Source organism: Promicromonospora sp. NPDC050249 (genome assembly GCF_040656015.1).
Taxonomy (GTDB): Bacteria; Actinomycetota; Actinomycetes; order Actinomycetales; family Cellulomonadaceae; genus Promicromonospora.
Genome location: NZ_JBFAKY010000035.1, coordinates 27070 through 40419, shown reverse-complemented (window position 1 = coordinate 40419; position 13350 = coordinate 27070). Strand labels below are relative to the sequence as shown.

Below are 13350 nucleotides of genomic sequence, written 5' to 3'. Positions count from 1 at the left end.
GCTTCGCACGCGGCCGGATGTCGGGCACGATCGGGACATGGACCTGACGATCCGACCCGCCACACCCGACGACGCGGAGGCCTGCGCGGACATCTACGGCCACTACGTGCGCAACACCCACGTCAGCTTCGAGTCCGAGCCGCCGAGCACCGAGGAGATGGCGCGGCGCATCGCCGGCTGCACGGCCCGCCACGCCTGGCTCGTCGCGCAGGTCCCGGACCCAGCGGCCGGCGGGCGGGACGTCGTCGGCTTCGCCTACGGCGCGCCGTACTCGCCGCGCGAGGCCTACCGCTGGTCGGTCGAGACCAGCGTCTACCTGGAGCCCGGCCGCCGTCGGACCGGCGCGGGCCGGGCGCTCTACGAGGCCCTCTTCGAGCGGCTCACCGAACGCGGGTACCGCCGCCTGGTCGCAGGCCTGGCCCTCCCGAACGACGCCAGCCTCGGCCTGCACGTCGCGCTGGGCTTCGAGGTGGTGGGCACGCTCCGCGAGATCGGCTGGAAGCACGGCCGGTGGCACGACGTGATGCGGCTGCAGAAGGACCTGGTGCCCGGCCTCGAAGGCGCTCCGCCGTCGGGCGATCCCGCCTGATCTACCCGCTCGGCCCACGGTCGTCAAGCCCACGCTGCGATCATCGTGTCCGGCCTGTTCACGGCAGGATCCGTGCATGGACAGCATCGTCCGCGTCGCGACTCCAGACGACGCCGCAGCCTGCGCCGCCATCTACGCCCCGTTCGTCGCCGACTCGGCGGCGACCTTCGAGACCAGCCCGCCGGACTCCCGCGAGATGACGCGCCGGATCGAGCGGTTCTTCGGCCGCGAGACCTGGCTCGTGCTCGAGACGGACGGCGTCGTGGCCGGTTTCGCGTACGCCAGGCCGTTCGCGGACCGCCCGACGTTCCGGTGGACGCTCGAGACCAACGTGTACGTCGCCGCCGACCACCAGCGGCAGGGCGTCGGCAGCACCCTCTACGGCGCGCTCCTCGCGCGGCTCGCGCGCCGCGGGTACCACCGCGCCATCGCGAGCATCGTGCTGCCGAACGACCCGGCCATCGCGCTGCACGAGGCGGCGGGCTTCCACCGTGCGGGCTCGTTCGAGAAGATCGGCTGGAAGCTCGGCCAGTGGCACGACGCGGTGCTCTTCCAGCGCGACCTCGTGCCCGACGACGGCTCGGCCCCCGGGGACCGCCGGGCCGACGCGGAGCTGCCGGGGCTGCTCACGCCGGAACCGCTCGAGGTGACGCGCACGCCGCTGTTCCGGCCCCACCCCGCGGAGGAGCTGGTCACCTACTTCGGCGACTGACCGCCCGGAACTCAGCCTGGAGCCCCGCCCGGAATTCGGATGGATGCGCGAGGGCCCAGTGCCTAAGGTCGCCTCCATGAGCCTCACCGTGCGACCCGTCGAGTACGCCGACCAGCCGGACTACACGCGCCTCGGCGGGGAGGCGTTCGGCACGCCGGGCGAAGGCCGCCCGGTCCCGACGCGCGAGGAGTGGGAGGCCGCAGGCTTCCGCGAGTGGGGTGCGTTCGACGACGACGGCCTGGCCGCACGCCTGCGCGTGTACGGGTTCACGTCGTGGTTCCACGGCGCACGGGTGCCGACGGCGGGTATCGCCGGGGTCGCCGTCGAGCCCGAGCGACGCGGATCCGGCCATCTCGGCCGCCTCTTCGACGCCGCACTGGAGCAGGCACGGGAGCACGGCGAGGTGATCTCCACGCTCTACCCGACGGCGCCGGGCATCTACCGCAGACTGGGCTACGAGGTGGTCGGCTCGTTCGACGACGTCGACGTCCCCCTCCTGAACCTGAACCGCGTGCCGGCGCCCGAAGGCGTCGTCACCCGCCGCGCGGGCGTCGCCGACTTCGACGCGATCGTCGCCGTCCACCACCGGTGGGCGGCCGCCCAGAACGGGCCCGTGTCGCGGGCGGAGAAGCCGTTCTGGACCCCGCCGGAGAAGTTCTTCGCCGACTACACGGGCGTCACCCTGGCGATCGACACGAGTCAGGGCGCGGCGGGCGAGGTGATCGGCTTCGCGAGCTGGATCCGCGGTGAGGGCTACACGCCCGCCACCGCCCTCATGGAGGTCGACGACCTCATCGCCCTGACGCCCGACGCCGCCCGCGCGCTGTGGCGCACGCTCGGCAGCTTCTCGACGGTGGTCGGCACGGCGCGGGTCTCGACGTCGGGCCTCGACCCCGCCTGGCTGGTGCTGCCCGACCTGACCTCGACGGTGCACTCGGCCCACCCCTACATGCTGCGGATCCTGGACGTGGCCGGGGCGCTGGGCGGCGTCCGCTCGCCGCTGGAGGGCGCCCGCGTCCCGTTCGCGGTCCGCGGCGCGCCGGATCTCGACGGCGCGTGGACGCTCACGGTGTCCGACGGCATCACGCACCTCGAGCGCAACACCCTCGCGGTCGGGGACGCGCACCACGAGCGGCCCGTGCTCAGCCCGAACGGGCTGGCGCTGCTGTACGCGGGCGCGCAGTCCGCGGCGAACCTGCGGCTGGCGGGCCACCTCACCGGCGCCCCGGACCACGACACGACGCTGACCGCCCTGCTCCCCCAGCGCCAGCTGCACGTCCGCGACTACTTCTGACCCGGATCCCGGCCCCATCGGAGCCGGGCGAGCTGGACGGCTGTTCACCATGCACTTGCTGCCAGGGCCGGGGCATTCTTGGCAGCAGGTGCATGGTCGATCGCCGTCATACTGGGGCCGTGGAGATCTCCGTTGGCTGGTCCGTCGTACTTCTTGCCACCGCCGCCTGGAACCTGCTCATCTGGCCGCGGTTCTGGCAGCGCATCGCCGCCGACCCCCGGTCGCGCGACGCCGACGGGCGGGCGACGAAGTTCCGCACCGTGCACGGCGTCCTGATCGCGGTCTCGCTCGCGCTCGCCCTGGCGGTCGGCGTGCTGGGCGTCATCAGCCTGTTCTGACCGCCCCGTCAGACGCCCGGCTCATCCACGTGACCTGGGCGTTCGCTCCGCCATTGGTTGCGCAACATACCTGGAGGTAGGTATGGTGCGACGATGAGCACGCCGAACGCACGTGACCGCCTCATCGACGCCGCGCAGGATCTCTTCGCCGCCCAGGGGGTCGGGCCGACGAGCCCTCGCGCGGTACTGGCGGCCTCCGGCGTCGGACAGGGCAGCCTCTACCACCACTTCCCCACCAAGCACGACCTTGCCGTAGCGGCCGTCGGCGCGACCGTCGACCAGCTCCTCGCCCGGGCGATGACGACGCTGGGCAGCGACTCCCCCGCGATCCAGCGGCTCGTCGCCTACCTCGAGCGGCCGCGGGACGCCCTGGCGGGCTGCAGGATCGGCCGCCTCACCGCCGAGCAGGCAGTGCTGGACGACGACGGCCTCCGCGACGTGCTCGCCGCCTACTTCGTGCGCCTGCTCGGCACCCTCACCACGATCTTCCGCGAGACCGGGCTGCCCGACGACGTCGCCCGCGACCGGGCGCACGCCGCCCTCGCGATCATCCAGGGCGGCTACGTCCTGGCCCGCGCCACGCAGGACCCGGAAGCGCTGACCGCGGCGGTGCGCGGTTTCGTCGGCCTGCTGAGCACCAGCTGACCCACCAGCCGACGACCAGCTGACCACCAGCCGACGAACAAGGAGAACCCGTGACCTTCCGCGAGCGCCTGCGTGCCCTGCCCACCTTCGCCCGGCCGGGGCTCCCGGCCTTCGACCCGGACGCCGCTCCGCCCACGCCGCACGAGCTGTTCGTCGCCTGGATGGACGAGGCGATAGCGGCGGACCTGCTCGCCGCGCACGCCATGACGCTCTCGACGGCCGAGCCGTCGGGGCGGGTGCACGCCCGGACCGTGGCGCTCAAGGACGTGACGGCGGACGGCTGGTGGTTCGCCTCGCAGTCGTCGGGTCCCAAGGGCCGCGACCTTGCGGCGAACCCGCATGCGGCGCTGACGTTCTTCTGGCCCGAGCTGGGCCGCCAGGTCAAGGTGACGGGGAGCGCGGCGTCGGCGGGCGAGGAGGCGAGCCGCGCCGACTTCCTCGCGCGTCCCGACGCCTCGCGCGCCGCCGGGCTCGTCAACCGCCAGAGCGAGCCGCTGGCCTCCCAGGACGAGTACGTACGGGCCTTCGAGGAGGCCCTCGCCGCGGTCACCGCCGACACCGGGCTGGCCGCCCCGGACTGGACCGCGTACGTCCTCGCCCCGACGGAGGTCGAGTTCTGGCAGGCGCCCGACGACGGTCCGCACACCCGCCTGCTGTACCGGGCCGAGGCCGACGGCTGGACCCGCGGCCTGCTCTGGCCCTGACCGTCCCTCCGCACGCACCCCCTGACGCCGCCCCGACGAAGGAGCCCCACCATGAGCAGCACCGAGAACAGCACAGTGAGCAGCACCAGCACCGTCTCGCACGCCCTCGCCGACTCCGACGCGGGCCTCGGCACGCTGATCTCCGCCGTCGGGCACCTGACGGACGCTGACCTCGCCGCGCCGTCGACCCTGGAGGGGTGGACGCGCGGGCACGTGCTGTCCCACATCGCGGCGCTCGGCAATGCGCTGCGCGGTCAGGCGCAGGCCGCCGAACGCGGCGAGGTGGTCCCCGTCTACGCGAGCCAGGAGGCCCGCAACGCCGGGATCGAGGCGGGCTCGGGCCGCACGGTGTCCGAGCACCTGGCGGTCCTCGGCGCCCTGCGCAACGACCTGGCGAGCGCCTGGCCCGAGCCCGGGTCGCCGCTCTGGGCCGCCCCCAGCGGATACCGCGGCGGACCGCTCTCGGGCTGCCTGCTCGCCTGGTGGCGCGAGGTGCGGATCCACTCGGTGGACGCCCTGGCCGGCACGTCCCAGGAGGTCGGGTACGAGACGTGGGACGACGCCCTGTGCGCCCACCTGCGCGAGTTCCTGGCGGTGCGGCTGCCCGACGGCGTCTCCGTCGACGACATCGCGGGCGACCCGCGGGACGTCACGGCGTGGCTCGCCGGGCGCGTGCCTGCGTCCCCGCTGCCGGGTGCGCTGCCCGAGCTAGGGCCGTGGCCGTCCGCCGTCCCTGCCCGCTGAGCGGGAGGTGAGGCGACGGGCGCTGTGGGCGTGAGGGAGGTCACGGCAGACGGCACGTGATTCACGCCACAGCGCTCGTTCAACTTTTCACAAGCCCGCTATCGTTCCTTACGTGACTTCTTATCTCCAGACAGCCCCGCGTCCCTCCGAAGAGGTCGACGTCGCGCTGATCGGCGGGGGGATCATGAGCGCCACCCTCGGCGCGCTGCTCACGATCCTCGAGCCGACCTGGCGTATCGGAATCTACGAGCGCCTGGACGAGGTAGCGCTCGAGTCGTCGAACCCGTGGAACAACGCGGGCACCGGCCACGCCGCACTCTGCGAGCTGAACTACACGCCGGAGCGCAAGGACGGCTCCGTCGACATCTCCAAGGCGGTGAAGATCAACGAGCAGTTCCACACCTCCCGCGAGTTCTGGAACCACCTCCTGACCGCCGGCCTGATGGAGGGCACCGACTTCATCAACGTCACGCCCCACATGACGTTCGTGCGCGGCGCCGAGAACGTGGACTTCCTGCGCCGTCGCTACGAGGCGCTCAGCGCGCACCCGCTGTTCAGCGACATGGAGTTCAGCTCGGACCCCGAGGTCATCGGGCAGTGGACGCCGCTGATGACCCAGGACCGCGACGCCGACGAGCCGATCGCGGCCACGCGCTCCGCGGCGGGGACCGACGTCGACTTCGGGTCGCTGACCAAGAAGCTCGTCGAGTTCGCGACGGCGCACAACACAGAGCTGCACGTGAACCACGAGGTCCGGGGCCTGAAGAAGCTGCGGGACGGGCGCTGGCGCCTGAACCTGCACGACCGTTCCTGGAACGCGGGCACCCGTCGTCGTACCGTCCGGGCGAAGTTCGTCTTCGTCGGCGCGGGCGGTGGCGCGCTGCCGCTGCTGCAGGCTTCCGGCATCAAGGAGGCGCGCGGTTACGGCGGCTTCCCGATCTCCGGCGAGTTCCTGCGTACGGACAACCCGGCCATCGTGTCCCAGCACCAGGCCAAGGTGTACGGCAAGGCCGACGTCGGCGCCCCGCCGATGTCCGTGCCGCACCTGGACACGCGCATCGTGGACGGCAAGAGCTACCTGATGTTCGGCCCGTACGCGGGGTTCAGCCCGAACTACCTGAAGAAGGGCAAGTACCTCGGCCTGATCACGTCGCTGCGCCTGCACAACATCGGCACGATGCTCGGCGTGGCCGCGAAGAACATGGACCTCACCGCATACCTGGTCGGCCAGGTGGTCGCCGCGCCGGAGACCAAGTTCCACGAGCTGCAGCGCTTCATGCCGACCGCGCAGCCCGGCGACTGGGAGCAGATCACCGCGGGCCAGCGCGTCCAGGTGATGAAGTGGGTCAAGGGCAAGGGTGGCGTGCTGGAGTTCGGCACCGAGGTCGTCGCGGCCAAGGACGGCACCATCGCCGGCCTGCTCGGCGCGTCCCCTGGTGCATCGACCGCCGTCGCCGCGATGACCGGGCTGCTCGAGCGCTGCTTCCCCGAGCGGTACGCCGGGTGGAAGCCGCAGCTCACCTCGATGATGCCGAGCCTCGAAGGCGGCGCGGACTACGACGCCGCTGAGCTCACCGGCGGCATCGACCGGCGGGTCACCGCGGGAGCCTGACCACGGTCGCCGACGGGACGGCTAGACGCCCAGCTGTCCCGTCGGCAGCTCCCGCATCCGCGCCAGCGGCGAGAGCAGCACACCCCAGCAGGCGAGGCAGTGCACGGCCGCCATCACCAGGACCGTCTCGCGGACGCCGATCTCCCCGCCGAGCCAGCCCGCGACGACGCCGGCCGCCGGCATGGTGCCGAAGTTCACCACCTGCATCACCGTCATCACCCGGCCGCGCAGGCCGGCCGGCACGTACCGGAGGCGCCACGCGTTCCGGATCACGTTGCCCGCCACGACGAACAGGCCGGTCAGGAAGCCGCCGGCCGCACTGATCACCGCGCCCGGCCCCGGCAGGCCCGCGCCGACGAGCAGCGCGGCGGGGCCGCAGAGCACCAGCAGGGCCGTAGAGGCCCGCCCGCTCCCGAGGCTCCGGCTCACGTACGGGGCGACGACGGCGCCCACCACCCCGCCTCCGCCCGCCACCGCGAGGACAGCGCCGACCCCTGCCTCGGTCAGGCGCAGGTCGCGCACGAGGAACAGGACCAGGAGCGCCCCGTACCCCGTGAGCCCGAAGTTGGACAGCCCGCCGATGCCCACGAGCCACGGGATGTAGCGGTCGCGGCGGACCAGGTCCACACCCTCGCGGATGCGTACGAGCAGCGGTTCGGCCGGGCCGTCGAGCGCCTTCGCCGGCCGGGGCAGCCGGATGCGCCACAGGCACACGGCTGACCAGAGGAAGGTCACGGCGTCGAGCGCGATCCCGGCGGCAGCCGTGAGCCACTGGGCGAGGAGGCCGCCCAGACCGGGCCCGGCCACCTGCGCCGCGGACTCCGTGCCGAACAGCCGCGAGCTCGCGGACTCGAGCTGCTCTGCTGGCACCACCTCGGGCAGGAACACCTGGTACGCGGTCCGGAAGAACACCGTGCAGGCCCCGCCCACGAGACCCACCACCACGATGTGGGTCAGCGTAAGGACGTCGAGCGCGAACGCCAGCGGCAGGCTCCCGAACGCGGCGGCGGACACGAGGTTCGCGACGATCATCACCCGCCGAGCCGGGAGCCGGTCCACCCAGGCACCCGCCGGCAGGCCGATCACCAGCCACGGCAACCACGTCGCGGCCGCGATGAGGCCCATCCAGGCGGGCCCGGCGTCGAGCTGGGTCACGGCGAGCAGCGGCAGCAGCGCCGAGGTCGTCGCATTGCCGACGAGGCTCACACCCTCGCCCAGCCAGAGCAGGCCGAAGGCCCGGTTGCGCCCCAGGGGCCGGGCGTCCGGGGCGGTGCCGCGGGGAGGCGCTGTCGACGTCGTCATACCAACAGGCTAGACGTACAAGACTTCTTGTACAAGTACTCTTGTCTTGTTGGGACTGCCGGTCAGGGCTGGGAGGGGAACGCCCTCGCGAACAGGAAGACGTGCTCACGCCCGTCCGCGCCGTCCTGGGACTCGCCCGCCTTGCTCCGTTCCTTCCAGCGCCCCACCAGCGCATTGATCTCGTCGCCGAGCTCGGTCAGCTCATCCGGGGTGAGCCGCAGCCATGAGTCGGTGGCGAGCTCGGCCCGGCCCCACTCCTCGTTCGGCTCGGAGCGCTCCAGCCAGGCACGGGCCCGCTCGACCTGGCGCGCCAGCATGAACTCCTCTGCGGCCACCGCCTGGCGCTGGCTCTCGGCGTCCTGCGGCAGCGTCGACCGGCCCCAGGTGATCGACCGCGCCGCGCGGCGCCACCAGCGCTCGCGCCCGTCGCGCGCCAGCTCCGGCGCCTCTTCGACGAGCCGGGCGGTAGCCAGCACCCGCATGTGATGGCTGATGCTCCCGACCGCCAGCCCGGTGCGCTCGGCCAGGACCGACGCCGTGGCGGGCCCCTGCGCCGTCAGCGAGTCGAGCAGGCGGGAACGCGCGGGGTTGGCCAGGGCGGTGACGGCCCTGGCCTCGGTGAGCGTACGGACGTCGTCGGAAGCCATGTAGGCAGGGTAGGACGGCGCCAACGGCGACGTCGCCCCTGGTCTCGTCCCGGTCGACCCCTACACGATGCCCGCGACACGCCGACGACAGCGTGCACTGTGTTGGAGTCGATCCCCCGCGCGGCCTCGGCTCAGCCGCTCGCCAGCTCCGTGAGGCGCTCCGCCCAGCGGTCGAGCAGGGCGTCGATGGTCTCCACCGCGACGTCGGTGCGCGGCATGCGGGCGCGGACTGCCAGGCCGTCGTCGGTGCGGGACACCCAGACCTGCAGGTCGTCGGCCCGGGTCGCCGCCGAGACGTGGTGCGCCCGCCGCCCGTTGGCCGCCGCGTGGCCGGGCAGCCGGCGGTAGTCCAGGTAGGACACCTGGAAGATGTCTCGCCGCGGGAACCGTAGAGGGTGCGGCAGCGTCTCGACCAGCTGGTCGAGCGGCACCGCGGACAGCTCCCGCGCGGCCCGCAGCGCCTTGCCGGTGGCGGCGATCGCCGTGTCGGTGACGATGCCGGTGACGGCGCCGGCCCCCGCTCCGGCCGGCGCGGGGACGTCCACCTCGATACGCAGCGGCACCGTGGTCGTGTGCCAGCCGACGGCCCGATGGGCCGGTTCGTCGGCGCGGGTGTGCACCGGCAGGAGCGTCTCCAGCACGGTGGGACCGCCGAGGTCGTGAACGGCCAGGGCGAAGGTGGCCAGCACGGCGGCCGACGTCGACGCACCAGCCCCTGCGGCGCGGCCTGCGACGGCGTCTGCCGTCGCGGAGTCGGCCAGGGAGCGGACCACCGTGCGCTGCGGTGCCCGCTCTCCGTCGGGCACGCCGAGCGGGAGCGGGAAGGTGGGCAGCGCCCAGCCGCGTGCGCGGAGGAATCCGTGCCAGGCCGCGAGCCGCGGGTCGTCGACACCGACGTACGCCGGGCCGACCGCTGGAAGGGCCGTCGCCGCTTCCACCGTCGGGCGGACGACGACCGTCGGGCGGGCCGCGGCCAGGGTTCCGGCGCCGCTCGCCGCCACCGCTCCAGCCAGAGCGAGGACCGGCGCCGCCGTGTGCCGGATATGCTCAGCGTAAGCAGCCGCCAGCTCGTCGATGACGACGGTGGTGGACCAGGCGTCGGTGTGCAGGTGATCCATACCGAGCACGATGGTGGACCGGTCGGGGCGGCTGATCGCCGCGGGCAGGAAGGCCGGGTAGCCGAACGGCGCGCAGCGTCGGCCGAGCTCTGCGACCAGGTACTCCCGGGTCGCCGCGACGGTACGGGTGACCGGTCCGTCGGCGCGCTGCCAGACGAGGGTGCCGGGATCGTGCCGCACCAGGCCGACGGCGCCTGCGTGCTCGAGGGGCCGGCGGACCGCCCCCACCTGGAGTCCGGGGTGCCGGGCGACGAGGTCCCGGAAGGCTTCCTCCAGCGCGACGAGGTCGACGGGGCCTGCGACGTCGAACGCGGCGGTGATCCATACGCTCGGCTCACCGTGCGCCGTCCCGAGCAGATGGTTGCGCTGGTTGAAGGTGATCGGCGCGGGTTCGGGCGCCGGGCCGGCGCCTGGCGTGACGTCCCAGGTGAGCACCCGGCCGGGTGCCGGCTCCCAGAGGTCAGCCGATACGACCCGCACCGGTCGCCTCCAGGCGCTCGTCCCGGGCTACCTCGTCGTCGGCCTCCACCGGCACGCCGACCGGCGCGCCCCCATCGACCGCCGCCTCGAACGTGGCGGTCAGCTCGGCGATGTACCGGTCGACGGCGGCCTGCGCCGCAGGAGCGTCCGGACTCTGCGTGACGAGATACAGCCGCTCGTGGTCCCGGTTCACCCACAGGGACGCGTTCGCGGTCCGGCCCTCCCCCGTGAAGTGCAGGCCGTTGTCGTAGGCCGGTCGCCCGGCGCCCGGGAACCGGCGCAGGTCCAGGTAGCTGATCAGCTGGGGGCTGCCGAGGGAGGCGGGGTCGAGCACGCCGTCGGCCAGCATGACGCCGAGCGCGGCGTGCACCGGGACTTTCGCCACCTTCCTGGCCTGCCGGAACGCCGCGTCGGCAGCGGGCAGGACGGCGGTGAAGGACGCCGGGACGCCGCCGTCGGCCACGGGGAACGTGACCGGGGCGAAGTTGCACAGCCAGCCCTGCGTGGTCTCGAACCCGGGCCCGCGGGTCCCGACCACCGTGACGCCGAACCAGTCGGCGGCGCCGGTGAGCCGGGCGTCGGTGAGCGCGATGCCCGCGAACACCGCACCCGTGAAGCGGGCGCCGTGGGCGGCGACGAGCTCGTCCAGGCGGGCGACGCCGTCGGCGTCGAGCAGGGTCGCGGAGCGGATCCGCACCGGGGCGGTCTCGCCGGGCGGCAGGCCGAGGTCCAGCGCGAAGCCGGGCAGGCGGCCGTCGTGCGCGGTCACGGCGTCGGCCCAGGCCCGGATCTCGGGGGCATCGGCGGGAGTAGCGGCGGCGAGGGCGTGCTCGGCCTCGGCATGGGCGAGGAAGGAGCCTGCGGTGTCGGGGTCGGGGCCCGACAGGCTCGGCCCACCGGGATCGGTCGACGAGCGGGACGGGTCCAGCTCTTCCGCGTACAGCTCCTCGAGCTCGCTGAGCACCATGAGCTGCGACGCCCCGTCGGTGAACGCGTGGTCGCACCCCCAGAACAGGCCGAACCCGTCCTCGGCGACCACGGCACCGAGGGCGAACGGCGCCCAGGAGTCGGGGCGGCAGGCGGCGTCGAACGTCTCGGTGAGGTGCGTGGTCACCCAGCCGTCCCACGAGCCGCCCGGCCGCGGCGAGAACACGGGCACCGCGACCGGCTCGAAGGCGACGGTGTCCGCCGGCACCAGGTGCCGCACGGGCGTACCGCCGGCGGCAGACGCATCGACGTCGAACCAGGTGCGCAGGCCCTCGTGCCGCCGGACCAGCCGGGTCAGCGCGCGGGCCAGCGCCGCGCCGTCGAACGCGCCGTCGAGGTGGGAGGCCGTGCCGGTCCAGGCGCGGTGCCGGCCGCCGGACGCCCGGCGCGCCGCGTAGGCGCGCAGGTGGTCGCCCTGCAGGAACGACGGCGGCCCGGGGTGCACCGGGGCCGATGCCGCAGCGGCGCGCGCCTCGGCCGTCGGCCGAACGTGCCACACCTGTCCGGGCCGCGTGGTCCACGTGCCCATCGCGCCGAGGATCATGCGACCGCCTCCCGCATGCTCACCGTGCCGAAGGCCCTGAAACAGTCACGAAGCTCCGCGACCAGCGCGTCCATCGCGGCGTGCGCCTCGGGAGTGTCCGGGTACCGGGTCGAGACGTTGAGCCCGTCGTGGGTGCGCAGGAACCACAGGTAGAGCTCGTCGGTGCCGTACGCGGGGCTGCGCAGGGTCCTCGCCTCCCAGGTGCTCCAGCGTTCGGCGCCCGGCACGAACCGGGTGTCGACGTACGACACGGCGAAGTGCAGGCCGTCGGTGATGCCGCCGAGCTCGGCGATGCGCGCGAACGAGTACCGCACCAGGGGTTTGCCCGCGGAGACCGCCGCGTACACGCGCTCGATGGTCGCGGTCAGCGCGTCGCCGTCGACGACGGGGGTCTGCTCGCCCTGGCCCACGTCGACCGTCCGCAGCACCGGGTCCACCCCCGCGAGGTCGAGGTCCACGGGGCACAGGCCCACGTACCAGCCGACGGCGGCCGCGTGCTGCGGCGCGTAGCGGGTGTGCATCGGCAGGACGAACCGCAGCCGGTCGGGTCCGTGCACCCGCCGCGCGGCCTGCGCGAACGCGGCGAGCACGCCGGACTGGGCGGAGGCGCCGCGGGCGCGGCTGCGGGCGCTGAGGTCGTCGGTCTGGTCGGCGGTGGCGAGCCAGTACGACCGGGACGCCTGCGGGCGGGCCGCCTCGGCATCGTCGACGGCCGGACGGGTGATCCCCGTGCCGTAGCGGGGAAAGGTCGCCTCGGGGCCGAGGAAGTCGAGCCACCGGCGCACCGGCTCGCCGTCGGCGGCCAGCGTCATGGCGAGCTTGCGGTCCTCGGCGGAGAAGTCCACGTGGGAACCGACCTCGAGGGCGCGCAGGTCGGCGTCGGGCACACCCTGGCGGGCGGCGTCGTACAGGGAGACGATCTCCTCGAACCACAGGAGCTGGGAGTACGCGTCCATCACCGAGTGGTCGGCGCCGAACGCGAGCACGAAGTGGTCGGCGCGCTCCGGCCCTGAGTCCGGGTCCGGGGCCGCCGGGACGACGCTCGCCAGGACGCAGTGCGGCCAGGCGGTCGGCGAGACGTCGGCGAGCAGGCTCGGCAGCAGCGCGGTCACCTGGTCGGCGGTCAGGTCGCCGACCACCAGGTCCCGGATCGCGACGGCCTCCGCGGGGGCGGTCACCCGGCGCCAGCCGTGGCCGGCGTCGCGCGTGACGGTGGTCCGGAGCACCTCGTGGCGGCTCATCCACGCGTGGATCGCGCGGCGCAGCGGCTCGGCCTCGTACGGGCCGGGCACCCGCAGCACCGACCCGATCCACGAACCCGGCTCGGAGTCGCGCAGGTGTGCCTCGTGCCCCGGGGACAGCTCCCTCGGGTCCTGCAGCCAGCGGCCGGCGTCGGCGCGCGGCGTCCAGGACGTCACGGTCCCGGCCGGCAGGTCGTAGGCCGAAAGCTCGGTGTATTCCATGCGTGCGGATCCCTAGATCGTTATGTGGGCACGGCCAGCACGACGTCGGACGAGTTCCGCGGACCCCTTGCGGCGACAGTTATACCGGATATAGCGGGTGAAAGTCAGCCTCATGGGTATGGTTCACCCGAACTACGACGGTTACCCCGAAGTGGGACCGGCCCGAGACGG

Annotated in this window: 13 protein-coding genes; 8 read left to right on the top strand and 5 right to left on the bottom strand. The window is 73.6% G+C overall.

The window, feature by feature from the left end:
- Window positions 1-37 precede the first annotated feature (37 nt).
- The 8 genes from AB0I32_RS22585 (at window position 38) to mqo (ending at window position 6638) form a co-directional block, all read left to right on the top strand.
- Window positions 38-589, top strand: a complete 552-nt coding sequence (locus AB0I32_RS22585; RefSeq protein WP_357510134.1) for an N-acetyltransferase family protein — start codon at window positions 38-40, stop codon at window positions 587-589.
- A 76-nt stretch (window positions 590-665) separates the two neighbouring features.
- Window positions 666-1301, top strand: a complete 636-nt coding sequence (locus AB0I32_RS22580; protein ID WP_357510132.1) for an N-acetyltransferase family protein — start codon at window positions 666-668, stop codon at window positions 1299-1301.
- 76 nt (window positions 1302-1377) lie between these two features.
- Complete coding sequence (locus tag AB0I32_RS22575; RefSeq protein WP_357510130.1) at window positions 1378-2595, top strand: GNAT family N-acetyltransferase; 1218 nt, start codon at window positions 1378-1380, stop codon at window positions 2593-2595.
- A gap of 119 nt (window positions 2596-2714) precedes the next feature.
- A complete protein-coding gene (locus AB0I32_RS22570) occupies window positions 2715-2933 on the top strand; it encodes a hypothetical protein (protein WP_357510128.1) in 219 nt (72 codons plus the stop codon).
- Between the two features lie 93 nt (window positions 2934-3026).
- The gene (locus AB0I32_RS22565) at window positions 3027-3578 is read left to right on the top strand and encodes a TetR/AcrR family transcriptional regulator (RefSeq protein WP_357510126.1); all 552 of its coding nucleotides are present in this window, start codon (window positions 3027-3029) and stop codon (window positions 3576-3578) included.
- Window positions 3579-3628: 50 nt separating this feature from the next.
- The gene (locus tag AB0I32_RS22560; RefSeq protein WP_357510124.1) at window positions 3629-4282 is read left to right on the top strand and encodes a pyridoxal 5'-phosphate synthase; all 654 of its coding nucleotides are present in this window, start codon (window positions 3629-3631) and stop codon (window positions 4280-4282) included.
- Between the two features lie 51 nt (window positions 4283-4333).
- On the top strand, window positions 4334-5026 hold the full coding sequence (locus AB0I32_RS22555; RefSeq protein ID WP_357510122.1) for a maleylpyruvate isomerase family mycothiol-dependent enzyme: 693 nt from the start codon (window positions 4334-4336) through the stop codon (window positions 5024-5026).
- 112 nt (window positions 5027-5138) lie between these two features.
- On the top strand, window positions 5139-6638 hold the full coding sequence (gene mqo, locus AB0I32_RS22550) for a malate dehydrogenase (quinone) (RefSeq protein ID WP_357510120.1): 1500 nt from the start codon (window positions 5139-5141) through the stop codon (window positions 6636-6638).
- A 21-nt stretch (window positions 6639-6659) separates the two neighbouring features.
- On the opposite strand, the gene AB0I32_RS22545 is transcribed toward mqo, so the two are convergent.
- From AB0I32_RS22545 to AB0I32_RS22525, 5 genes are all read right to left on the bottom strand, one after another.
- The gene (locus AB0I32_RS22545; RefSeq protein WP_357510118.1) at window positions 6660-7940 is read right to left on the bottom strand and encodes an MFS transporter; all 1281 of its coding nucleotides are present in this window, start codon (window positions 7938-7940) and stop codon (window positions 6660-6662) included.
- Between the two features lie 62 nt (window positions 7941-8002).
- Window positions 8003-8587, bottom strand: a complete 585-nt coding sequence (locus tag AB0I32_RS22540; RefSeq protein WP_357510116.1) for a helix-turn-helix domain-containing protein — start codon at window positions 8585-8587, stop codon at window positions 8003-8005.
- Between the two features lie 131 nt (window positions 8588-8718).
- Complete coding sequence (locus tag AB0I32_RS22535) at window positions 8719-10185, bottom strand: hypothetical protein (protein WP_357510114.1); 1467 nt, start codon at window positions 10183-10185, stop codon at window positions 8719-8721.
- Window positions 10166-11716 (bottom strand): hypothetical protein, encoded by a 1551-nt coding sequence (locus AB0I32_RS22530; RefSeq protein WP_357510112.1) that lies wholly within the window; start codon window positions 11714-11716, stop codon window positions 10166-10168. Before AB0I32_RS22530 ends, AB0I32_RS22535 begins: the two co-directional genes overlap by 20 nt.
- Window positions 11713-13179 (bottom strand): condensation domain-containing protein, encoded by a 1467-nt coding sequence (locus tag AB0I32_RS22525; protein ID WP_357510110.1) that lies wholly within the window; start codon window positions 13177-13179, stop codon window positions 11713-11715. The genes AB0I32_RS22530 and AB0I32_RS22525 overlap by 4 nt, the downstream gene beginning before the upstream one ends.
- Between the last annotated feature and the right edge of the window lie 171 nt (window positions 13180-13350).

Coding starts and splice junctions, on each gene's coding strand:
- AB0I32_RS22585 (WP_357510134.1), top strand. CDS start 38: ATGGACCTGACGATCCGACCCGCCACACCCGACGACGCGGAGGCCTGC.
- AB0I32_RS22580 (WP_357510132.1), top strand. CDS start 666: ATGGACAGCATCGTCCGCGTCGCGACTCCAGACGACGCCGCAGCCTGC.
- AB0I32_RS22575 (WP_357510130.1), top strand. CDS start 1,378: ATGAGCCTCACCGTGCGACCCGTCGAGTACGCCGACCAGCCGGACTAC.
- AB0I32_RS22565 (WP_357510126.1), top strand. CDS start 3,027: ATGAGCACGCCGAACGCACGTGACCGCCTCATCGACGCCGCGCAGGAT.
- AB0I32_RS22555 (WP_357510122.1), top strand. CDS start 4,334: ATGAGCAGCACCGAGAACAGCACAGTGAGCAGCACCAGCACCGTCTCG.
- AB0I32_RS22545 (WP_357510118.1), bottom strand. CDS start 7,940: ATGACGACGTCGACAGCGCCTCCCCGCGGCACCGCCCCGGACGCCCGG.
- AB0I32_RS22540 (WP_357510116.1), bottom strand. CDS start 8,587: ATGGCTTCCGACGACGTCCGTACGCTCACCGAGGCCAGGGCCGTCACC.
- AB0I32_RS22530 (WP_357510112.1), bottom strand. CDS start 11,716: ATGATCCTCGGCGCGATGGGCACGTGGACCACGCGGCCCGGACAGGTG.
- AB0I32_RS22525 (WP_357510110.1), bottom strand. CDS start 13,179: ATGGAATACACCGAGCTTTCGGCCTACGACCTGCCGGCCGGGACCGTG.